This is a genomic window from Mycobacterium neumannii (assembly GCF_002245615.1).
GTDB classification, from domain to species: Bacteria; Actinomycetota; Actinomycetes; order Mycobacteriales; family Mycobacteriaceae; genus Mycobacterium; species Mycobacterium neumannii_A.
Genome location: NZ_NKCO01000002.1, coordinates 262,869 through 284,188, shown reverse-complemented (window position 1 = coordinate 284,188; position 21,320 = coordinate 262,869). Strand labels below are relative to the sequence as shown.

The 21,320-nt window shown below is 67.3% G+C and carries 16 protein-coding genes; 3 read left to right on the top strand and 13 right to left on the bottom strand.

Annotation, left to right across the window (positions count from 1 at the left end; all coding sequences use genetic code 11):
* Window positions 1–27: 27 nt before the first annotated feature.
* Window positions 28–378: an HNH endonuclease gene (locus CEX88_RS04010; protein WP_094292562.1), complete on the top strand. Its 351-nt coding sequence runs from the start codon at window positions 28–30 to the stop codon at window positions 376–378.
* 86 nt (window positions 379–464) lie between these two features.
* Here CEX88_RS04010 and CEX88_RS04005 read toward each other — a convergent pair whose 3' ends face one another.
* The 3 genes from CEX88_RS04005 to CEX88_RS03995 are packed head-to-tail and all read right to left on the bottom strand — an operon-like array spanning window position 465 to window position 1,915.
* On the bottom strand, window positions 465–950 hold the full coding sequence (locus CEX88_RS04005) for a DUF5130 domain-containing protein (protein WP_420799180.1): 486 nt from the start codon (window positions 948–950) through the stop codon (window positions 465–467).
* Window positions 937–1,221 (bottom strand): aa3-type cytochrome oxidase subunit CtaJ, encoded by a 285-nt coding sequence (gene ctaJ, locus CEX88_RS04000; RefSeq protein ID WP_197506136.1) that lies wholly within the window; start codon window positions 1,219–1,221, stop codon window positions 937–939. The genes CEX88_RS04005 and ctaJ overlap by 14 nt, the downstream gene beginning before the upstream one ends.
* A gap of 25 nt (window positions 1,222–1,246) precedes the next feature.
* On the bottom strand, window positions 1,247–1,915 hold the full coding sequence (locus tag CEX88_RS03995) for an HNH endonuclease (RefSeq protein ID WP_066840693.1): 669 nt from the start codon (window positions 1,913–1,915) through the stop codon (window positions 1,247–1,249).
* Window positions 1,916–2,046: 131 nt separating this feature from the next.
* Here CEX88_RS03995 and CEX88_RS03990 point away from each other — a divergent pair, with 131 nt between their 5' ends.
* Window positions 2,047–2,451, top strand: a complete 405-nt coding sequence (locus CEX88_RS03990; RefSeq protein ID WP_197696687.1) for a globin — start codon at window positions 2,047–2,049, stop codon at window positions 2,449–2,451.
* On the top strand, window positions 2,451–4,016 hold the full coding sequence (locus tag CEX88_RS03985) for a glycoside hydrolase family 13 protein (protein ID WP_094292478.1): 1,566 nt from the start codon (window positions 2,451–2,453) through the stop codon (window positions 4,014–4,016). The genes CEX88_RS03990 and CEX88_RS03985 overlap by 1 nt, the downstream gene beginning before the upstream one ends.
* 140 nt (window positions 4,017–4,156) lie before the next feature.
* On the opposite strand, the gene CEX88_RS03980 is transcribed toward CEX88_RS03985, so the two are convergent.
* From CEX88_RS03980 to CEX88_RS03935, 10 genes are all read right to left on the bottom strand, one after another.
* Window positions 4,157–4,816 (bottom strand): DUF8185 domain-containing protein, encoded by a 660-nt coding sequence (locus CEX88_RS03980; protein WP_420799179.1) that lies wholly within the window; start codon window positions 4,814–4,816, stop codon window positions 4,157–4,159.
* A complete protein-coding gene (locus CEX88_RS03975) occupies window positions 4,813–5,256 on the bottom strand; it encodes an acyl-CoA thioesterase (RefSeq protein WP_094292477.1) in 444 nt (147 codons plus the stop codon). The genes CEX88_RS03980 and CEX88_RS03975 overlap by 4 nt, the downstream gene beginning before the upstream one ends.
* Entirely contained in the window at window positions 5,253–10,145 is a 4,893-nt protein-coding gene (locus tag CEX88_RS03970) for an NAD-glutamate dehydrogenase (protein WP_094292476.1), read from the bottom strand. The genes CEX88_RS03975 and CEX88_RS03970 overlap by 4 nt, the downstream gene beginning before the upstream one ends.
* Window positions 10,146–10,280: 135 nt before the next feature.
* Window positions 10,281–11,954 (bottom strand): energy-dependent translational throttle protein EttA, encoded by a 1,674-nt coding sequence (gene ettA / locus CEX88_RS03965; RefSeq protein WP_094292475.1) that lies wholly within the window; start codon window positions 11,952–11,954, stop codon window positions 10,281–10,283.
* 122 nt (window positions 11,955–12,076) lie between these two features.
* A complete protein-coding gene (locus CEX88_RS03960; RefSeq protein ID WP_094292560.1) occupies window positions 12,077–12,535 on the bottom strand; it encodes a single-stranded DNA-binding protein in 459 nt (152 codons plus the stop codon).
* 232 nt (window positions 12,536–12,767) lie between these two features.
* The gene (locus tag CEX88_RS03955) at window positions 12,768–13,610 is read right to left on the bottom strand and encodes a hypothetical protein (protein ID WP_094292474.1); all 843 of its coding nucleotides are present in this window, start codon (window positions 13,608–13,610) and stop codon (window positions 12,768–12,770) included.
* Window positions 13,611–13,730: 120 nt separating this feature from the next.
* The gene (locus CEX88_RS03950) at window positions 13,731–15,734 is read right to left on the bottom strand and encodes a bifunctional copper resistance protein CopD/cytochrome c oxidase assembly protein (protein ID WP_094292473.1); all 2,004 of its coding nucleotides are present in this window, start codon (window positions 15,732–15,734) and stop codon (window positions 13,731–13,733) included.
* Window positions 15,735–15,838: 104 nt separating this feature from the next.
* Window positions 15,839–18,181 carry a glycerol-3-phosphate 1-O-acyltransferase gene (locus tag CEX88_RS03945; protein ID WP_094292472.1) on the bottom strand — a complete coding sequence of 781 codons (2,343 nt, stop codon included), beginning with the start codon at window positions 18,179–18,181 and terminating at the stop codon, window positions 15,839–15,841.
* On the bottom strand, window positions 18,178–19,833 hold the full coding sequence (locus tag CEX88_RS03940) for an HAD-IB family hydrolase/lysophospholipid acyltransferase family protein (RefSeq protein ID WP_094292471.1): 1,656 nt from the start codon (window positions 19,831–19,833) through the stop codon (window positions 18,178–18,180). Before CEX88_RS03940 ends, CEX88_RS03945 begins: the two co-directional genes overlap by 4 nt.
* The gene (locus CEX88_RS03935; RefSeq protein WP_064427572.1) at window positions 19,830–21,314 is read right to left on the bottom strand and encodes a wax ester/triacylglycerol synthase family O-acyltransferase; all 1,485 of its coding nucleotides are present in this window, start codon (window positions 21,312–21,314) and stop codon (window positions 19,830–19,832) included. Before CEX88_RS03935 ends, CEX88_RS03940 begins: the two co-directional genes overlap by 4 nt.
* Between the last annotated feature and the right edge of the window lie 6 nt (window positions 21,315–21,320).

Here is a 21,320-nt window from a genome sequence, read left to right as displayed (position 1 = left end):
CGGTCGCTCGCGGTGCATGCTGAGCGCGTGGCGGTCAGCAGAACTCGCCGGGCCAGGGCGGCCCGTAAGCGTAAGCGTCGACTCGGCGCCGTCGACAACGACCTCACGCCACAGCAGTGGCAAGCGCTGAAAGACGCGTGGAAGGGCTGCGCCTACTGCGGCGCGACGGATCGAGCGCTGCAGCGCGACTGCGTCATGGCGATCTCCCGCGGCGGCAGGTACACCATCGACAACGTCGTACCGGCGTGCGCCTCGTGCAACACCAGCAAGTGCAACGACGAGGTCACCGCGTGGCTGCGGCGCAAGCGTCTCGACGAGCGGCGCTTCCTCGAGCGTTACGTCGAAATTCGTGCCGCGCTCGCACTCGATGCACCGTGACGCGCCCGCGAACGTGCGCATAACGCTGCTCTGGCGCGGTGTGTCGTGTACACACACGCACTCTCGCGCAACAGGGGAAGGTGCGGTCAGGCCGGGGTGACGCCGGCGCTCATCACCCGCACCGCGCTGATCAACCCGTCCATCAGGTTGCCCTCTTTGAACGACGCGGCCGCCGCGGAGACGCCCAGCGGTGCGGCCTCTTCGATGCCGCGTCCCTTGACGTCGGCGCCGTAGACCACCTCGATCGCGTGCTGCTCGGGCGAGACCGCCAGCAGCACGGCGTTGTTCGGGGTAGGCACCTGAGCGAGGATCTCGCGCGCGGTGGCCGCCGTGTCGTGGCCGAGATTGCCGATGTACACGGCGAACCGGGCCTTCGAAGCCCGCGAGCCGTATTTGAGCGCGTCGTCGAGGAACACCAGGTCCTTGGTCGGGAAGGGGTAGTCCAGCGACAGCTCACCCGGCTGCGTGACACCGGAGATCCGGCCGCTGGAGGTGACCACCCAACCCATCGGGAGGTCGGTGTGCTCGAGCGCGGCCCGATGGCCGGTTACCGCAACGTCACCACTTGCCACTGGCGCCGCCTCCAATCGTCACCGCGTTGGACTGGTGTTCACCCACGTTTCCGCCGTGGGCCGCCGAGTCGGCGGCCACACTGCGTCCGGTCGCGTGCCCGTGATCGGCGGGCTCGTCGGACGCCCACAGGATCGGGGCGTGCTTCCAAGGGTCGGACATCTTGTAGCTCGCCGGGTGCGGGCCCTTACTGCGCCAGATCAACAGGGCAAGGACGGCCGTCAGCCCGAGCGGCACCAAAGTCAGAAGCGCGATTGTCGTTGTGGTGCTCACGACGCAAACCGTATACCAGCCGCGTTTACGCCGCGCCCTCGCCCAGATATCGAACCCAAGACGGGTCGAGTTCCTTGACGCTGGACAACAGCCGCCAGTGCTGGCCCTTCGGCGGAACGGGCACTATGCGCAGGGACCACCCCAGCTCGGTGAGCAGCCGGTCGGCCTTGCGGTGATTGCACGACGAACAGGCCGCTACGCAGTTCTCCCACGAGTGCACTCCCCCGCGGCTGCGCGGAACCACATGGTCGACGGTGTCGGCCTTACTCCCGCAATAGGCGCAGCGAAACCGGTCGCGGTGCATCAAAGCCGCGCGCGTCATCGGGATGCGCGCCCGGTACGGCACCCGGACGTAGGAGCGCAACCGGATGACCGAGGGCACCACGATCGATCGGGTCGCCGAATGGATCACCGGCCCGCCGGGATCGTCATGCACGACGTCGGCCTTACCGCACATCAACATGATGACCGCCCGCCGCATGGGCAGAGCGGTCAACGGTTCGTAGGTGGAGTTCAGCAGCAGCACACGGCGACGACCCCAGATCGAGCCCTCGGTGGTACTCGGCGGATGGATGTCGACGCTGTGGAGGACGCGTGTCTGCGCGCCCGGTACCACCGACCCGGCTAGGGCGGTTGCGGCACCGTGACTCCGCTGGCCGGCCCTTTTGGACGGGCCTTTCTTGCGATGCGCCATACGTCCTCCGTCCGACAGTTCACCACGGATTCCTGTGAATCGCACGACAATTCTCGACGTGTTCGCAGGTCAGTCAGGTGAACATCGGGTGGTGCGCCCGCCTGACCTGGTCAATCCAGCAACAAGGAACAATGGTCGGCGTGACACAGCCACAGAGGTCGTTCTATGACGAAGTCGGTGGCCACGAGACGTTCCGCGTGATCGTGGCGCGGTTCTACGAGTTGGTCCGCGAGGACGAAATCCTGCGTCCGCTCTACCCCGAGGAGGACCTCGGACCGGCCGAGGTGCGGCTGCGGATGTTCCTCGAGCAGTACTGGGGCGGCCCCCGCACGTACTCCGACCAGCGTGGGCATCCGCGGTTGAGGATGCGCCACGCCCCGTTCCGGATCGGCTACATCGAACGCGACGCGTGGCTGCGGTGCATGCACACCGCGGTCGCGGAGATCGACTCGCACACACTCGACGACGAGCACCGTAAAGAGCTGCTGGCCTACCTGGAGATGGCCGCGCATTCGATGGTGAACGCGCCGTTCTAATGACGAATCCTTGGTGGTCTGACGCGCTGTTCTATCAGGTCTATCCGCGCTCGTTCCGCGACAGCAACGGTGACGGGGTCGGCGACCTCGACGGGGTGACCTCCGGCCTGCACTATCTCAAGGCACTCGGCGTCGACGCGATCTGGCTCAACCCGGTGATGGTCTCGCCGATGGCCGACAACGGCTACGACGTAACCGACCCGCGCGACGTCGACCCTCTGTTCGGCGACCTGGCGGCGTTGGACCGGCTCACCGCCGCCGCCCATGACCTGGGCATGAAGGTGACGATGGATCTGGTGCCCAACCACACCAGCTCCGCGCATCCATGGTTCCAGGCGGCGCTGGCCGCGAGCCCGGGCAGCGCGCAGCGCGAGCGCTACATCTTCCGCGACGGCACCGGGCCCGGCGGTTCGAAACCCCCCAACAATTGGCTGTCGGTGTTCGGTGGGCCTGCGTGGACCCGGGTGACCGAAGCCGACGGCAACCCCGGCCAGTGGTATCTGCACCTGTTCGACGCCGAGCAGCCCGACCTCAACTGGGAGAACCCCGAGGTCTTCGACGACCTCGAACGGACACTGCGGTTCTGGCTCGACCGCGGCGTCGACGGCTTCCGCATCGACGTCGCGCACGGGATGGCCAAGCCGCCCGGGCTTCCCGACATGAAGATCGTGGGACGCGAGATGCTGCTGGCCGAGATGGACGACGATCCCCGGTTCAACAACGACGGCGTGCACGAGATCCATCGCCGGATCCGGCGGGTGTTCGACGACTATCCGGAATCCGTTGCGATCGGCGAGGTCTGGGTCTACGACAACGAGCAGTTCGCACGCTACGTGCGTCCCGACGAACTGCATCTGGGCTTCAACTTCCGGCTCCTGCGCGCGGCGTTCGACGCCGCCGACATCCGTCACGCGATCGAGAACTCGATGGCCGCAGCCGGATTGGTGGATGCCGTCCCGACGTGGACGCTGGCCAACCACGACGTCGACCGCGTGCCCACCCGCTACGGCGGCGGTGCCGTCGGCTCTGCCCGCGCCACGGCGATGGCCCTGGTCGTGCTGGCGCTGCCCGGGCCCGTGTTCATCTACAACGGCGAGGAACTGGGCCTGCCGAACGCCGACCTCCCCGACGAGGCGCTGCGCGACCCGGTGTGGGAGCGCTCCGGGCACACCCGCCGCGGGCGCGACGGCAGCAGGGTTCCGATGCCGTGGGAGGGCGACACCCCTCCGTTCGGGTTCTCGGATAACCCGGACACCTGGTTGCCGATTCCCCCGGAATGGTCGGCGCTGACGGTTGAGAAGCAGTTGGCGGATCCGTCGTCGACGCTGGCGTTCTTCCATCGCGCTTTCGAATTGCGTTCACAGCGTGCCGAATTCGACGGTTCGATGGTCGAGTGGCTGGACTCGCCCGCCGACAGCCTGGTGTTTCACCGCACCGGCGGGTTGGTGTGCGTGCTCAACGCCGGCTCGCGGCCGATACCGCTGCCGGAGGGTCAGGTTCTGCTGGCGAGCGCGGAGGTGTCCGACGGCGCCCTGCCGCCCGACAGCGCGGCGTGGTTGGTCTAGCGATCGCACGCTAGGGCGCTGTGAGCGATGCGCGCTCGCGGTGGCGCGAGCGACCGCAAGATGTACGCCGCTAGCGGCGTGTCGCTGTGCAAACACGGACACTCGCCGGCTTCGCGCGTGAGCCCACGCGGCGGGAAAAGTCAGCGCAGGACGACGGCCGGGTCGCCGCGGCGGCGGTACACCGAACCGAACCGCGCGTCGATGCGCAGCCACGCCGGCGTCACCCGCACCCGCACGATCTCATCGGCTCCCACCGCCGATCCCGATTGCGGCAGGAAACCCATTGCCGTCAAAGCGAATACACACCTCATCGGGATGCCGACGCTGTCGTCGCCGGAACTGACCGCGACGACCTCCTGGTCCAGCAGGGACACCGGTGGACCGTGACTGCTGGAGTGCTCTTTGGCCAACTCCCCACCGCGCTGCGCCAAGTCGAGCACGAAGCGGGCGGGCACATCGTCGAGGTGGACGAAGCCGGAGTCCGGCGGAAGTGCTCCACGCCAGGCGGAATCCAGCGCAAAGCCAGGTTCGACGAAACCGGTACCGTCGATGGTCCGCAGACCATCGGCCAGCGCGTCGGCGCCCGCGGAGAGATCCGGCGGATTGACCCGGCCCTCGATCACCCGGCTGGCCAGCACATCGAATCCCGTTGCGACCCAGGCGACCAGCACTTCCTCGGACCGTTGACGCAATCTGATCACCGCGGCTTCGTCGAGACGTAAAGCCCGCTCGGCGAACGTCGCGAGGTCTCCGCGGTGCGGTAGCTCGGTCAGCCAGAGGCCCCGCTCGGATCGCGTCATCGTGTCCAGCGCTGCAGATACTCGTTTTGCTGCGGCGAAAGCCGGTGCAGCCGCTGCTCTTTGATGTGCACAGCGGCCAACTGGGTGTCCGCGATCACCGCCGGCTTCGAGTCCGGCGGCGCGCCCACCGATCGCACCTCGTAGCCGACGGTGAAATCGACCGAGCGCACGCGCTTCGACCACATGGTCACCTGAAGCGGCGAGTCGATCAGCCGCAACTGGGCCTTGTACGCGATGTTGACCTCGGCGATGAGCAAGCCGATGGTCTCGATTTCCGGGCCGAACGGTTCTCGCAGGAACGGGATCCGGGCTTCCTCGAGGATCGTCACCATGGTGGCGTGGTTGATGTGCTGGTACATGTCGATGTCCGACCACCGCACATGGACCGGCGCGACAAACCCTGCCCCACTCGTGGTGCGCGCGAGATCAGCGCCTGTCATCGAGAAGTCCCCGTTCCACTGGTCCGTGTCATGCTGCGAATCTGACGCGCCGCCACCGACAGCGTCGCGAGGTCGTGCTGACCGCTTTCATGAATCTCGTCGAGCGTGCGACGGGCGCGGTCCACCCGGGAACCGTTCGTCGTCTCCCATTCGGCGATCTTCTCCTCACCCGTCTCCTCAGGTTCACCCACCGCCAGCACGTCCAGGCACAGAGCGCGCAGCGACCCGTAGATGTCGTCGCGGATCGCCAGTCGCGCCAACGAATGCCAGCGGTCGTCGCGCTCGAGCCGCGACACCGCGGTGAGCAGGGTATCGGTGTTGAGGTAGTTCATCAGCGCGAAGTAGGTGTCGGCCACCTCGTCGGGTTCGCGCTCCACGATGTCCCCGATGTCGATGATGTCGAGAAGGCTGAACTGGTACAGCCCCGTGGCCAGCTCGTACGCCAGATCCTCGGGGACTCCGCGCGAGGTGAGGTCGTCGGCCTCCTTGGCCACGATGGCCTCGTCCTCGCCACGCAGCCACTCGGACATCCGCGGTGTCAATGCCGCGACTTTGGCCGCGAACCGGTTGGTCTCGGCGCCCACCGCCAGCGGCTGAGGACGGTAGTTGAGCAGCCAGCGCCCGGCCCGGTCCACCAGCCGCCGCAGATCCAGGGTCATCCGGTCGGTCACCGCAACCGAAACGCCGTCGTCCCCCGCCGCGCGGATCTGCCGCCAGATGTCGTTGATCCGGAAGATCGCGTTGGCCGCGGCATAACTGCGCACGGCGTCCAGCGGGCCCACCCCGGCGTCCTCGCTGATGCGGTACACGTAGGTGATTCCGCTGGTGTCGATGACGTCGTTGACCAGCATGGTCGTGACGATCTCGCGGCGCAGTTCGTGCGACCGGATCTCCGCGGCGAACGGCTCACGCAGTTTCTGGGGGAAGTACCACGGCAGCCGGGAGGCGAACGCCTCCTGATCGGGCAGCTCGCTGGCCAGCAGGTCGGCCTTCAACGCAAGCTTGACGTGAGCCATCAGCGTGGCGAGTTCCGGTGAGGTCAAACCCATTCCGGCATCGGTGCGGCGGTGGATCTCCTTCTCCGACGGCAGCGCTTCGAGTTCACGGTTGAGGCCGCGGTCGGCGACGAAGGCCTTGATCATCCGCGAGTGCACCGGAAGCAGGCTCGCCGCGTTGGCGCGGCTGGTGCCCATCAGATCGTTCTGATCCTCGTTGTCCCTGAGCACCAGCCGGCCGACCTCGTCGGTCATCGACAGCAACAGTTCGGTGCGATCTTCGGGGCTGACCTTGCCCGCAGTGACCAGCGAGTCGATCAGGATCTTGATGTTGACCTCATGATCGGAGCAGTCGACCCCAGCCGAGTTGTCCAGCGCGTCGGTGTTGATGCGGCCTCCGGCGAGGTCGAACTCGATACGCCCGAGCGCGGTCACACCCAGGTTGCCGCCCTCACCGACCACCTTGGCCCGCAACTGGTTTCCGTTCACCCGAACCGGGTCGTTCGCACGGTCGCCGACGTCGGAGTCGGATTCGGATTCGGCCTTGATGTAGGTGCCGATACCACCGTTGAACAACAGGTCGGCCGGCGCCTTCAGGATCGCCTTGATCAGGTTGGGCGGGGTCAGCTCATCGACATTGTCGTCGATGCCCAGCGCGGCGCGGGCCTGCGAGCTGATCTGGATCGACTTGTGCTCCCTGCTGTATACGCCGCCGCCCTCGCTGATCAGCGAGGAGTCGTAGTCCTCCCAGCTCGACCGCGGCAGGTCGAACAGACGCTTGCGCTCCTCCCACGAGCGCGCCGCGTCGGGATCGGGGTCGATGAAGATGTGGCGGTGGTCGAAGGCGGCCAACAGGCGAATGTGCTTGGACAGCAACATGCCGTTGCCGAATACGTCGCCGCTCATGTCGCCGACACCGACGACGGTGAAGTCTTCGGACTGGGTGTCGACACCCATTTCGCGGAAGTGCCTCTTGACCGACTCCCACGCGCCTCTGGCGGTGATGCCCATGGCTTTGTGGTCGTACCCCACCGAACCGCCCGACGCGAACGCGTCGCCGAGCCAGAAGCCGTAGGACTTGGCGACCTCGTTGGCGATGTCGGAGAACGTCGCGGTGCCCTTGTCGGCGGCGACGACGAGATAGGCGTCGTCGCTGTCGCGGCGCACCACATCCGGCGGCGGGGTGACCTGTCCGGACCCCTTGTCGACGTTGTCGGTCAGGTCGAGCAGACCGGCGATGAACAGCTTGTAACACGACACGCCCTCGGCGCGTTGGGCTTCGCGGTCGTCGGCGGCATCTCCGGTCGGTGTCGGCGGCTGCTTGACGACGAAACCGCCCTTGGCGCCGACAGGCACGATCACCGCGTTCTTGACGGCCTGCGCCTTGACCAACCCGAGGATTTCGGTGCGGAAGTCCTCGCGTCGGTCCGACCAGCGCAAGCCGCCGCGCGCGACGTAACCGAACCGCAGGTGCACACCCTCGACCCGCGGCGAGTACACGAAGATCTCGAACTTCGGTCGCGGCAGCGGTAATTCGTCGATCAATCCGGGATCGAGTTTGAACGACAACACGTCCTCGCACCGGGCCGACTCCTGCCGCCTGACGAAGTAGTTGGTGCGCAGCGTCGCTTGGATCATCGACGCGAACGCCCTCAGCACGCGGTCCGTGTCCAGGCTGACCAGTGCGTCGATGTCGGCGCTCACCGCCGCCGCGGCCGCCTGGGCGTCACGCCGTTTCGGTGCGTCCTCCTGCTCGTCCTCGAACGGACAGAACAGCGCCTCGAACAGTTCGACCAGCGAACGGGCGGTCTTGGCGTGGTCGTTGACGACGGCCTCGATGTGTGACTGGCTGTACGGAAAACCCGCCTGGCGCAGGTATTTCGCGTAGCTGCGCAGCACCGAGACCTGCTGCCAGTTCAGGCCGGCCCGCATCACCAGCTCGTTGAACCGGTCGGTCTCGGCGCGGCCCTGCCAGATCGCGGTCAGCGCGTCGGCGAAACGCGTGGCGGTTCCGGTTCGCTCGGATTCGGACTCGATGTGCGGGATCGACTTGTGCGGTGAGATTTTGAACTGGTAGATCCACACTACGAGCCCGTCGGGACGTTCGACGGTGAACGGTCGCTCTTCGAGAACCACCACGCCCATCGACTGCAGCATCGGCAGCAGATCGCTCAATGACGCGGAGTGCCCACCCAGATATAACGTGAGCTGCGCGGCGCCCTCCTCGAGATCGGTGAGCACCGGTTGGATCGAACCGTCCTGCAGGTCTTCGATGACCGCGATGTCATCGATCGCGTCGAGCGGCGCGACCGCCTGCTTGTACGCCTCGGGGAAGGCGGCGGAATAGTGTTGCGCCGTGCGCTGATTGATCGAACCCGTCTTCACCGCGCCGATCAACCGGTCACCCCAGGTGCGCGCCGCTTCGGTGAGCAGATCCTGGATCCGCGACTCGTTGTTCGGGGACGTGTCGATGTCGCGGGCGTTGGTGCCGTCGGGCATTCGTACCGCGAAATGAACTACCGCCCATGGCGATTCGCTCACCCGCGCGGTGTACTCGATGCTGACACCGCCGAGTTCGCGCACGAGGATGTCCTGCATCTCCAACCGCACCGCGGTGGTGTAACGGTCGCGCGGCAGGTACACCAGGCACGAGACGAACTGCGCGAGCGAATCGGCACGCATGAACAGCAACGTGCGCCGGCGGGACCCGAGGTCGACGACGGCCTTCACCATGTCCAGCACGTCCTGCGCCGACAGGGCGAACAATTCCGCGCGAGGGATGGTCTGGATGATGTCTAGCAGCAGTTGTCCGGGGTGGCTGGGGTCGTTGCGGGACAGCGACAGCGCCTCGTTCACCCTGCGCGAGATCAACGGGATCTCAAGCACGTTGGCGTTCATGGCCGCCACCGTGAACAAGCCGACGAAGCGGTGTTCGATGACGGTCGGTCCGTGTTGTTCGCGCACGACCGCGATGTGAGGGTAGGCGCCGTAACGCAGATAGCTCGGAATGGTGGCCTGCGCCAACACGAGAAGGTCGTCGTCGTCGGTCAGCGGCGGCAGCACATCGTGGCGCAGCCGAAGCGCCCCCAGCCGGCTGGACGGATCGACTGACGACCGGCCGTCCTGTATCGAACACCGCTGGTAGCCCAGCAGCACGAAATGTCCGTCGGCCAGCCATCGCAACAGCGCGGCGACGTCCTCGCGGTCGGGTCCGCGGAACCTGCCGCCGGTGTCGGTGGCCACGTCGTGCGCCAACCGGCGCAGCGTCGACGACAACTCGTCAGAATCGAGTGCGACGTGACGTGCATCGGCGAGCACGCTCGGCAGCATCTGCGCCACCTGAGCCAGCGCCTTGGGGTCGACCGTCGCCGCGAGCTGAACGTGGATCCAGGCCTCGAACACCCCGTCGCGGGACCCGCCGGCTTCAGCGGCCGGCGCGATGTCGAGCAGTTCGCCTGCGCGCGCACGGTGTACCCGCAGCACCGGGTTCATGATCGCGGTGTAGGCGACGCCGAAGCGGTGCAGCAGCACCGTGACCGAGTCCATCACCATCGCGGAGTTGTCGGTGACGATCTGCAGCGCGGGGCCGAACCCGGCCGGGTCGTCGGCGCGGTACACCTCGACGCGGGTATCGCCGTAGGGGCGGAAGCGACCGAGCCGGTGATGCGCGGCGATGAGGCTCGGCGTGACGACCTGATGCGCCGTCGCCGTCACCGGCATGGTGACCGTGGAATCGGCGGCGGGAGCGTCGGCGTGCGGACCCCGATAGGTCTCCAGATAGGCCCGCGCGAGCCGCCCCATGGTCTGGTCGTCAAGTCCAGGAGAGTGGTTGGCCCCGGTGACGCCGACCCCGGCGCCCGCTGATCTCCCGACGTCTCCCGGATTCACCGACATGCGACGCTCCTGAACTGTAGGCGCGGACCTCCGCCGTTGGATGTCACCACCAGCCCCGATGAGCGAAGCGGCTCCGCGGTCCGCAGAAGTCGACCCTAGTAGCCCGCGCGCGGGCTTTGCGGGTACCCCGCCGGATCAGTCGCGGGTGAGCTTTCGGTGCGTCACGCGGTGCGGGCGGGCGGCCTCTGCGCCGAGCCGTTCGACCTTGTTCTCCTCGTAGGCACCGAAGTTGCCCTCGAACCAGAACCACTTGGCCTCGTTGTCCTCGTCGCCCTCCCACGCCAGGATGTGGGTACACGTGCGGTCCAGGAACCACCTGTCGTGGGAGATCACGACCGCGCAGCCGGGGAAGCTCTCGAGTGCGTTCTCCAGCGATGACAGCGTTTCGACGTCCAGGTCGTTGGTCGGCTCGTCGAGCAGGATCAGGTTGCCGCCCTCCTTGAGGGTCAACGCGAGGTTGAGCCGGTTGCGTTCACCGCCGGACAGCACACCGGCCGGCTTCTGCTGGTCCGGCCCCTTGAAGCCGAACGCGGAGACGTAGGCCCGCGAGGGGATTTCGTTCTGGCCGACCTCGATGTAATCCAGCCCGTCGGAGACGACCTCCCACACCGTCTTCTTCGGGTCGATGCCCGCACGGCTCTGGTCGACGTAGCTCAACTTGACCGTCTCGCCGACCTTGACCGTGCCGCTGTCGGGCTGCTCGAGGCCCACGATGGTCTTGAACAGCGTCGTCTTACCGACACCGTTGGGACCGATGACCCCGACGATGCCGTTACGCGGCAGCGTGAACGACAGGTCCTTGATCAGGGTGCGGCCGTCGAAGCCCTTGTCGAGGTGCTCGACCTCGACGACGACGTTGCCCAGCCGTGGCGGCGTCGGAATCTGGATCTCCTCGAAGTCGAGCTTGCGAGTCTTCTCCGCCTCGGCGGCCATCTCCTCGTAGCGCTGCAGGCGGGCCTTGCTCTTGGCCTGCCGTGCCTTGGCGCCCGACCGAACCCAGGCGAGCTCGTCTTGGAGACGCTTCTGCAGTTTGGCGTCCTTGCGTCCCTGCACGGCGACGCGCTCGGCCTTCTTCTCCAGGTACGTCGAGTAGTTGCCCTCGTACGGATAAGCCCGTCCGCGGTCGAGTTCGAGGATCCACTCGGCGACGTTGTCCAGGAAGTACCGGTCGTGCGTGACGGCGAGGATCGCGCCCTTGTACTCGGCGAGGTGCTGTTCGAGCCACTGCACGCTCTCGGCGTCCAGGTGGTTGGTGGGCTCATCGAGAAGGAGCAGGTCGGGCTTGGACAGCAGCAGCTTGCACAACGCGACCCGTCGGCGCTCGCCTCCGGACAGATGGGTGACCGGGTCGTCGGGCGGCGGGCAGCGCAACGCGTCCATCGCCTGCTCGAGCTGCGAGTCGATGTCCCAGGCGTCGGCGGCGTCGAGCTCCTCCTGCAGCCGGCCCATCTCCTCCATCAGCTCATCGGAGTAGTCGGTGGCCATCAGCTCGGCGACCTCGTTGTAGCGGTTCAGCTTCTCCTTGATCGCCACGCCCTCTTCGACGTTCTCGCGGACGGTCTTGTCCTCGTTGAGCGGCGGTTCCTGCTGCAGGATGCCCACAGTCGCTCCGGGCTGCAGGAACGCGTCGCCGTTGTTGGGCTGGTCCAGCCCGGCCATGATCCGCAAGACGCTCGACTTGCCGGCCCCGTTGGGACCGACGACGCCGATCTTCGCGCCCGGAAGGAAGTTCAGGCTGACGTCGTCGAGGATGACCTTGTCGCCGTGCGCCTTGCGGACCTTCCGCATCGAATAGATGAATTCGGCCATGCCGTCGGATGCCTTTCAAAAGTTGCGAGTCTCTCGGTGATGCTCGCGGACCATCGTAGGCGTGGCCCCGCCGGCGCAGCCGAGTGAGCTACTCGAGGTCCTGCGCCGGCGGCGTCCCCGCGCTACGCGGTCAGGGGCAGCGCCGTGTCGGGCTGCTCCGTGTCGTCGTCATCACCGGTGTCTTCGGAGTGGTTTTCCGGGTCGGTGAACCGGTGTTCGGACTGCTGCCGCCCTCGGTCGATGCGTGCCGTGCACCGGGCCAGATCCGGCCCGACCGATGTGGCGCGCACTTCGACCGACGAGCGTCGGTTGCCGTCCCGGTCGTCGTATTCGCTTGTATAAACGTGTCCGACGACGATGACGGGGTCGCCCTTGACCAGCGCCGCGCCAGGCCCGGCAACCACCCTCCCCCAGCAATTCACCGTCACGAACAACGAGTTTCCGGGCTCCCATGTTCCCTCGGCCGTGCGGCGGCGCGAGTTGCTCGCGACCCGGAACCGGACCATCTCCTGATCCCCCACCCGCCGATGGATCGGGTCGGTGACGATGTTGCCGACGATGGTGAACGGTGTCTCGAACATGACGATCTCCTGTTTCTTTGCGTTTGCTTGCCGATCGCCTTGTGGCGTCTCGGTGACACCGCTATTGAGCGCCGCGGCGCCGACACCGAGACTCGGCACGCTCCGTCGCCAGGCGGCCCTGTGGATGAATTCGTCGTTGTGGATGGTGCGTTCGTTGTCGCCAGACCGACGTTTTGGCTGGTTTACCCACCCGCGATCGACCATTGCGTCGGTTTCGAGGCGTCCCCGGAACCTACGGGCGCCAGCCCCGCGACAGCAGGGCAATTCGCGCCTGCTCGACGATGTCGACCCCGCGGTCCTCTTTGATGACGTGGATGACGTGCCAGCCGAGCCGCTGCAGTACGCGATTGACCTGAACATCGAGCACGTACTGTCGTCGGCTGGTGAGGTGTTGTTCTCCGTCGTACTCCGCGCCGACTTTGAAGTCCTCCCAACACATGTCGATGCGCCGGACGTAGCGGTCCCACTCGTCACGGACGACGAATTGTGTGGCGGGGCGAGGTAGGCCGGCATCGATGAACAGCAGCCGCAGCCATGTTTCCCTCGGCGACTCGGCGCCACCGTCGACGAGCGGCAGCGCCGCCCGTAGCTGGCGCAGACCACGCACACCGCGATGACGTTTCGCCAGTAGCGCGACGTCCTCGGTGGCGAACGGGCACGCATTCATCAACGCGTCCAGGCGTGCGACAGCCCGGTCACGAGGCTGATGGCGGCCCAGGTCGAACGCGGTCCGGGCCGGCGTGGTCACCCGGATGCCCGCGACCGAGGTGACCTCGTCCTCGTCCAGGGTCTCGTCGCGCGCGATCAGCCCGCGCTGGCGCCGGACCGCCGCGACCAATTCGATGGGGACGTCGTCCACGACCCATTTCGCCCCGTGCATCGCGGAAGCGGCCACCCCGGCGATCACCGCCGAAGGCGAGGCGAAGGATACGCCGGCGATCCGCTCGCGCAGCGACACCTCGTGGCCCCGCGGGATATAGACGCCGCGGTACAGCGGCCGATAGTGACTGCGCAGGTGGGCTCTGGTGAGGTGGCCGGCGGCCACGGCGTCACGGCCGACGAACGGAATCTCCACACTGGTGGGACGCAGACGGCCGTCGGTCTGGCTCCCACCGTTCCCGAAACCGACGCAATGGTCGATTCCCGGGCCGGAAACCAGCCAAAGCGTCGGTCTGGGCGCCTAGCTCGCCGGATCTCAGCGCGACGAGGCGTCGCGGCGGGCGAGCTCGGCGAGCATCGCGTTGTAGGCGGCGAGCTCCGCGTCGTCGTCGCGGTCGGCGGCCCGGTCGATTCGTTTGGCCGTGCGCTGGTCGCTGCGCGTCCACTGGATCAGCAGCGCGAGCATCACCACCACGAGTGGGACCTCACCAGCGGCCCAGGCGATTCCGCCGCCGGTGCGCTGATCGGCGAGCAAGTCGGTGTGCCAGCTCAACTGCAGTGACCGGTAGAACGGCTCGCCCAGCACGGTCTTGGTGCCCATCAGCACCACACCGAAGAACGCGTGCAACGGCAGCGAGGCGAACACCATCGCGACCTTGCCGAGGTGAGGAATCTGGCGCGGCGCCGGATCGATTCCGATCGTGACCCAATAGAAGAGGTATCCGCTGAGCAGGAAGTGCAGATTCATCAGCACATGTGCGCCGTGCTTGTCGACCGCCGCGTCGAACAGCCCGCCGAAGTAGAGCCCATAGAAACCGGCGACGAAGATGACCGTCGCGATGATCGGCTGTGTCAAAAACCGCGACACCCCCGAGTGCAACGCGGCCAGCAGCCACTCCCTCGGACCCGGCGGCTCACCGCGTCCCGCCGTCGGCAGCGCCCGCAGGGCCAGCGTCATCGGCGCGCCGAGCACCAGCAGGATCGGCACCAGCATCGACAGTGTCATGTGGGCGATCATGTGCATCGAGAACATGGCGGGCATGTAGCGGCCCAGGCCCGACGACGTCGCGATCAGCAGCGACGCGCAGCCGCACAGCCAACCCAGCGTCCGTCCGACCGGCCACGCGTCACCCCGACGGCGAAGGCGACGCACACCGAGCAGGTAGACCACCGCGAAGACGATCGCGGCGGTGCCGAAGATCAGGTCGAAACGCCAGTCGAGCAGAATCCGCTCGAAAGTGGGTGGGCCTGCTAGGTCGTATCCGATCCCCACCTCGACCGGGCTGGGCTGTTCGACCAGCGGCGGTGGAGGAGTGCGACCGAGCCCGACCGCGATGCCGAACGTCGCCCCGAACAGCAGCGCCTCGAGCAGCGCCAGACGCACCAGCGGACCGCGCGCGTCCGGGTCGTCCTGCAACGCGGCCACCGCGGAGCGGCGTTGCCACCAGCCGATCACCGCGAGCAGGGACAGTGCGCAGATCTTCGCGACGATCAACCAGCCGTACTCGGTGCGCACCAGGTCGGCCGGTTCGACGCGCACGAGCGCGTTGATCACGCCGCTGACGGCCATGACGACGAAGCACCCGAACGCGAGCGCCGAGAACCGGCGGGCGGCGAGGTCGGCGTGCTTACCGCGCCGCATCGCATGTACCAGCAGGGCGAGCAGCCCGCCCGCCCACAGCGCAGCGGCACCCAGGTGAAACAACAGGCTGTTGGTGGCCATGTCGTGGGCGCCGCCGGTGGACGAATGCCCGGCCAACCCGAGCGGGATCAGCGTCGTCAGCGCCCCGCCCAGCAGGACCGGCGTCCAGGACCAGCGCAGCACCGGCAGGCTGGCGACCGTGACGGCGGCGGCCAGGAACGCCGTCCACCGCCACGCGCTGGCCATGTCGACGAGGTCGGCCGCCGACCAGACGGCCACCGGGTCGAGGGTCTGGCTCAGTGGCTGACCGGAGACGTCGGAGACCGTCAACGGAACCATCAGCGCCGCGCACACCGTCCACGCCGCGGACGCGCCGGTGCCCAGGCGCAGCGCGCGGTACCCGCCGGCGTCGAGCACGCCGTTGGTTTGAGGCGGCGTCAGGAACGCGGCGAACAGGAAGGACCCGACGGCGATGACCGCCGCGATCTCACCTGCGGCCCGAACGAACGGCAGGCCGTAGGTCGTGATCGGCCCGGGATCCGGCAGTCCGGTCGCACTCAGCGCGTCGGCCAGCGACAGAGCGCCGATGCCCGCGGCGATCGTCCCCGCCAGGACAGCGACCCCGACCAGCACCGGCCATACCGCGCTGGTGCGCACGCCCGATGCCGTCGTCGTCATCCCACCAGCGTATGGCGCGGCTCAGCCTCTAGAGGAATCGCCGAGCGTACGGTTGCTCACGCCGCTGCTTGCGAAACACGTACACAATCGTGCGCTCGGCGGACTCAGGAGGCTTGGCGCGCCTCACGGCGCGCGATCTCACGCGCGATGAACTGCTCGCGGGCGATCTGCTCGACCTTGTCCATATCGCGCAGGATGGCCCGCAGTTCGTCCCGGAACGCGGTGCGGCGCTCGTGCAGGTCGGCGGCGGGTTCGAGCAGGTCCTGGTCGGCGGCGACCTGGCGGGCGGTCGCGAACAGCAACGCCGACACCGCTTCGTTGCTGCGCACCCGGCTCTGCGCGACGTACTGGTTGCCCAGTCCGAGCGCCTTCTTCGTCAGGTCCTTCTCGTCGATCTCGGCAGGGGCGTCGAGCAGCGCATCGGCGACGATCTGGTACGCCTCGAAGAAGGGTCGCAGCATCGCGCCCGCCAACAGCGGCGACTTGGTCCGCAGTAATCCCTCGACCCGCTGTTCGCCGCCGGTCACCTGCTCCTCCCAGCCGCTCTGCCAGGACAGCTCCTCGGCGACGTGCTCACGGAACGCCGCCGAATCGGCGAAGTAGAAGTCGAACTTGAGCAGATCGCGCAGCCGCATCACCTGCGACCAGAACGCCTCCAGCCGGTCGGAGCCCGCGCGGCCGGCGTGCACCAGCGCCAACTCGACCAGCGAGGTCTCGAGGAACGCGTCGATGAGGGTGTTGCGGTAGAACGCCGCTTCGTGTTCGTCCTCGGGAGCGATCCGCCAGACGGGCTCGCGCCCGCCCTCGACGCAGGTGACGGGGTGCCGGTTGGACAGCGCGTCGAGCGCGGCCCGCACCCCTTCTGGGGTGCGCAACCGCAACGCGCTGTTGGTCATCGGGGTCTGCTTACGCTCGAGGTAGTCCAGCGACGGCTGCAGCGTGTGATGAATCTGGCTCAGCGTCAACGCGATTCCGCGCGTGGTAAGCAACAGCGCCGACACCAGTGCCGAGGCGTTGACCGGTGTGGCCCGCAGGATCCGCCACGACACTTCGAACGCCATCTTCTGCAGGGCAAGGCGTTTGGCACTCTCATCGGTGGTCATCGGCCCGTGCGGCGCATCGAGGTACTCGCGCATGGAGACGGCCTCAGGGAAGCGGACATAGATCTTGCCGTAGTTGCGCTCGCCCTGGGCCTTGATGAAGTTGTACATCCACGACAGGCTTTCGGGCGTCTTCTCGCCGCCGCGGGCGTAGGCGGCGTATTCGGACGTCTCGTGCAGCTGGTCGAAGCTGATCGACACGGGCTGCAGCAGGATGTCCTCGCTGCGGCCGTCGAGGTACGCGTCGGCCACGTAGGCGAGCAGGCCGAGCTTGGGCGGCAACATCTTTCCGGTCCGCGACCGCGTACCCTCGATCGACCAGCTGAGGTTGAATCGCTTCTCGACGATGTAGCCGACGAACTGCCGCAGCACATACTTGTAGAGCGGGTCGTCGAGCTTGCGACGCAGGAAGATGACACCCGAATGGCGCATCAACGGCCCCATGAAGCCGAACGAGAGGTTGATGCCCGCGAAGGTGTGCACCGGCGGTAACCGGTTCTCCTGCATCGCCACCGGAACGATCACGCCGTCGAGGTAGGACCGGTGCGAGAACAACAGCACGGCCGGATGGTTCTCCAGGTTGCGCCGCATCAACTCGACCTCGTCGCGGTCGTAGTCGATGTTGGGATCGAAGCCGCGGCTGAAGATCGCGCGCCCCAACGACGGAATCAAATCGACGGAGAACCGGCTCCACCCCGTGGAGAGCTCGTCGAGCATCTCCCCCGCGGTCTCCAGGTCCGCACCCGGAATCTTGGACAGGCCTTCGCGGAAACGCGCCGACGCCAACAACTCCGGCTTGATGAGCCGTGGTGATTTGTATTCCGGCCCCAGCAGCCGCAGTTCGACCCGCTCGATCGCCAGGATCGCGCGGCGGATCACGAACCGCGCGAATTCCCGGGGGTTTTCGGCGACGGTGGTGTCGGCCCATTGCTGACGCAGTTCGGAGACCTTCGCCGGTTCACCGGCGACGACGCGGGCTCGCGTCCGGTCGCGGCGCAGGATGCGGCGCTGCAGAATCTCGGGCGGACGGTAGGTGTCGCGGCCCGAGAGCAGCGCCACCACCTTGGATCGGGTGGGCAGGCCGCCGGGCACCCAGAACACGCGCACAGGCACCACGGAGCGGTCTTCTCCCGCTTCGAGTTCGGACACGAGCGAAGCCAGCACACCGGCAGGCGGGTCCTCGTACGGCAACAGCAGGACGTCGATCTTGGCCTCGGGGTTCTCGCGCCGTTGCCGCTCGAGCCAGTCGTCGAGCAGATCACGTTCGGCCGCAGAGGAAGCCGACGCCAGCACCAGCGCGTCACCGGTGGGCGTGAAGGGCGTGTACTGGTCGGCGGACGGCTTCACGGACGCCCCCTCCCCGCGGATTTCGGTGCCGACTTTTTGGCGGCCGGCGCATTACGCACCGACTTCGTCGCGTACTTGGCCTCGGACTTGGTCGCCTTCTTGGCCGCCTTCTTCGCCGCCGACTTCTTGGCGGGGGTGCTCTTCGGCCGCACGTTGCGGTCGTAGAGCTCGGGAAGAGACGACTCGTCGTGCGGCCAGTTCGCCAACGTGTCGAGGTAGAGCTGGCGCACCTCGGCGATGCGCTCCCCGAGATTGTCGTGCGTCCAGTCGTCGACCGGGATCGGCGGATAGACCACGACGTCGACCGTGCCCGGGTTGAAGGTGCTCGAATCACGCGCCGCGATCACTTCGGCGTTGCGAATGACGATGGGCACCAACGGAATACCGGCTGACATCGCGATCCGGAACGGCCCCTTCTTGAACGGCCCCACCTCGGTTGTGTCCAGCCGGGTGCCCTCCGGCGCGATCAGGATCGACAGCCCCTTGCGCGCGAGTTCCTCGACCTTCTTGAGCCCCTCGACCGCCTTCTGCGGGTCCTCGCGGTCGATGAACGCGGCGTCCATGATCTTGCCGAGGGTGCCGACGATCGGATCCTTCTCCAATTCCTTCTTGCCCACCGACGTGAAGTTGGTGTCCACCAAGTGGCCTGCGATCAACGGGTCGGCCTGGTTGCGGTGATTGAACAGGAACACCGCGGGACGCTTCTTGGTCAGGTTCTCCTTGCCCAACACGTTGATGTTGATGCCAAGGGTGCTCATCAGCGCCCGGCCGAAGGCCGCGGTGAAGAAGTTGACCCCGTTGCGCTTGCTCCGCGTCAACAGCCCGAGGCCGAGCGCTCCGGCCGCGATGGGTCCCATGGTGGCGATACCCGCCGCCGTGCGCAGTTGCGAGACCGGGCTCGCGCCACTGCGACTGCTGAAGCGCAGCACCGGCCAGCCCCGCTTCGCGGCGACCGCGGCGAGTTTGCCTCCCGGATTCGTCGGGCGCGGGTTTCCCACCAGATACATCAGCGCGACGTCCTCGTCGCCGTCGGCGTAGAAGTAGCTCATCGACAGGTCGACGCCGTGCTCGGCGGCGAACTTCTGCACCGCCCTGGCCTTGCCCGGCCCCCAGATGATCGGGCGCGTCACCTCGCCGGTGAGCAATCCGTGTTCGTCGATCTCGAACTTGTTGCTCAACACATTCGAGATGCCGAGGAAGCGGGCGACGGGCTCGACCTGCACCGTCAGCGCCGAGGAGCTGAGGACGACGGTGTGGCCGCGGGCCATGTGCGCGCGCACCAACTCGCGCATCTCGGGATAGATCCGGCCGACGATCTTCTGGACGAACAACCGCTCGGCGAGTTCGTCGACGTCCTCGAGCGAATTGCCGCGCAGCATGCGCGCACCCTTGCCGATCAGGTCCTCGAACTCCGACCGCCCCAGTTGGTGGTTGAGGCCGGCCTGAACCATGCCGATGAACTCGCCCATCGACATCTGGCGACGACGAAACCGGTCCTGCGTCATCACGACGCCGGTGAAGCCGGCGACCAGGGTGCCGTCGAGATCGAAGAACGCACCGACTTCGGGTCCCTGCGGGCTGGCCTGGATCTCGGCGACCGAACCCGGCAGCCGCATGGTGCGCCGGGCGCTCTGGCCGTTTGGCGAAGTCATTGCGCTGCACTCCCATTCGACGACGAGACAGTGGAAGGGGCCGGGTCGACGGTGAACGAGGCGGGTTCGGCTCGACCGTCGCCGCCCAGGGCGAGGACCTCGTCGAAACCCGACAGCAGGCAGCGCGCCCACAACTCCTGGTCGGTGATCGCCGCGCGGTCGTAGCGGGTGGTGATCGTGCAGTACCCCGAGCGCGAGATCAGCACCACCATCATCGCCACGCCCGGCAGCGGGCCAAGTCCGTACTGGCGCAGGACTTTTGCGCCCGCGATGTAGGTGTCCCCCGCGTACACCGGGACATTGCTGGCCTGGACGTCGGAGTTCACGATCGAGCCGGCCATCGTCTCGAGGGCGGTGTCGGGTAGCAGGCCGACCAACGGAGCGATGGCGCTGACCATGTCGATCGCGCGTTCCTCGCGCTTGGTGGTCATCTGCGAGCGGATGTTGCGGATGCGGATCTCGGGGTCCGTCAGGCCGATCGGCGCGGCGAGGTTCAGACCCGCGAACCGGTTTCCGCCCGCCGGGTCCGCGTCCGAGCGGAGGTTGACCGGAACGGCCATCGGCAGCGTGTCGAGCGGTACGCCCTTGGCTTCGTGGTAGAGCCGCAGCGCGCCGCACAAACCCGCCAGATACGCGTCGTTGATCGAACCGCCGGCCGCCTTGGCGGCCCGGTGCAGGATGCCGAACTCGATGTCGATGGCTTCGCTGCGCGACGACAGGCTGCGTCGCCGCAGCACTGGCGACGGATCGGCGACCGGACCGATCACGCGCGCACCCGACATGGCGTATCCGACAGCGCCGCCGAGCCGGGAGATCGGGTCGCGGATCACCTCCCCTGCGACGTGCGCGGCGCCGAACAACGCTCCGCGCACGCGACCCGCGATGGTGCCGGGCAGCCGGACGAGCCCTTGGCGCATCAGGTCGTTGGGCGACAGGTCCTGCGGGATGGGAAGGGGCGGCAGCGGCTGCGGCGACGGGTCGCGCTCGAGGTCATAGAGATTGGCGAACATCTCGACTCCGCCGACCCCGTCGGTGACCGCATGGCTGAGGTGAACGACCATCGCGGCGCGGTCGTCGGCGAGCCCCTCGACCAGCGTTGCCGTCCACAGCGGCCGGGAGATGTCGAGCGGCGACTGCGCGGCCACCTCGGCGAGGTCGAGCACCTGACGGAACGTGCCGGGTTGCGGGGCGCGCACCCGACGGAGGTGGAAGTCGAGGTTGAAGTCGGGGTCCACCACCCACCTCGGCGCCACGGTCGGCAGCGTCGGCATCACGACCTTCTGCCGCAGCCGCAGAACCTTGCGCGAGGCGGCGTCGAACTTGGCGCGGAACGTATCCCAGTCCGGCGCGCAGTCCAGAAGCTCGACGGTCATGATCCCCGAGCGGGTACGCGGATTGGCCTCGCCGCGGTGCAGGATCTGGTCGAGTGGGCTGAGTTCCTCAGGGAGTCCCGCCGCGTCGAGTTCCGGCACGTCGCTCATGGGCCG

Excerpts from the sequence above, each read along its gene's own strand:
- CEX88_RS03995 (WP_066840693.1), bottom strand. The coding sequence starts at position 1,915 with ATGGCGCATCGCAAGAAAGGCCCGTCCAAAAGGGCCGGCCAGCGGAGT.
- CEX88_RS03990 (WP_197696687.1), top strand. The coding sequence starts at position 2,047 with ATGGTCGGCGTGACACAGCCACAGAGGTCGTTCTATGACGAAGTCGGT.
- CEX88_RS03985 (WP_094292478.1), top strand. The coding sequence starts at position 2,451 with ATGACGAATCCTTGGTGGTCTGACGCGCTGTTCTATCAGGTCTATCCG.
- CEX88_RS03980 (WP_420799179.1), bottom strand. The coding sequence starts at position 4,816 with ATGACGCGATCCGAGCGGGGCCTCTGGCTGACCGAGCTACCGCACCGC.
- CEX88_RS03975 (WP_094292477.1), bottom strand. The coding sequence starts at position 5,256 with ATGACAGGCGCTGATCTCGCGCGCACCACGAGTGGGGCAGGGTTTGTC.
- CEX88_RS03970 (WP_094292476.1), bottom strand. The coding sequence starts at position 10,145 with ATGTCGGTGAATCCGGGAGACGTCGGGAGATCAGCGGGCGCCGGGGTC.
- ettA (WP_094292475.1), bottom strand. The coding sequence starts at position 11,954 with ATGGCCGAATTCATCTATTCGATGCGGAAGGTCCGCAAGGCGCACGGC.
- CEX88_RS03960 (WP_094292560.1), bottom strand. The coding sequence starts at position 12,535 with ATGTTCGAGACACCGTTCACCATCGTCGGCAACATCGTCACCGACCCG.
- CEX88_RS03950 (WP_094292473.1), bottom strand. The coding sequence starts at position 15,734 with ATGACGACGACGGCATCGGGCGTGCGCACCAGCGCGGTATGGCCGGTG.
- CEX88_RS03940 (WP_094292471.1), bottom strand. The coding sequence starts at position 19,833 with ATGACTTCGCCAAACGGCCAGAGCGCCCGGCGCACCATGCGGCTGCCG.
- CEX88_RS03935 (WP_064427572.1), bottom strand. The coding sequence starts at position 21,314 with ATGAGCGACGTGCCGGAACTCGACGCGGCGGGACTCCCTGAGGAACTC.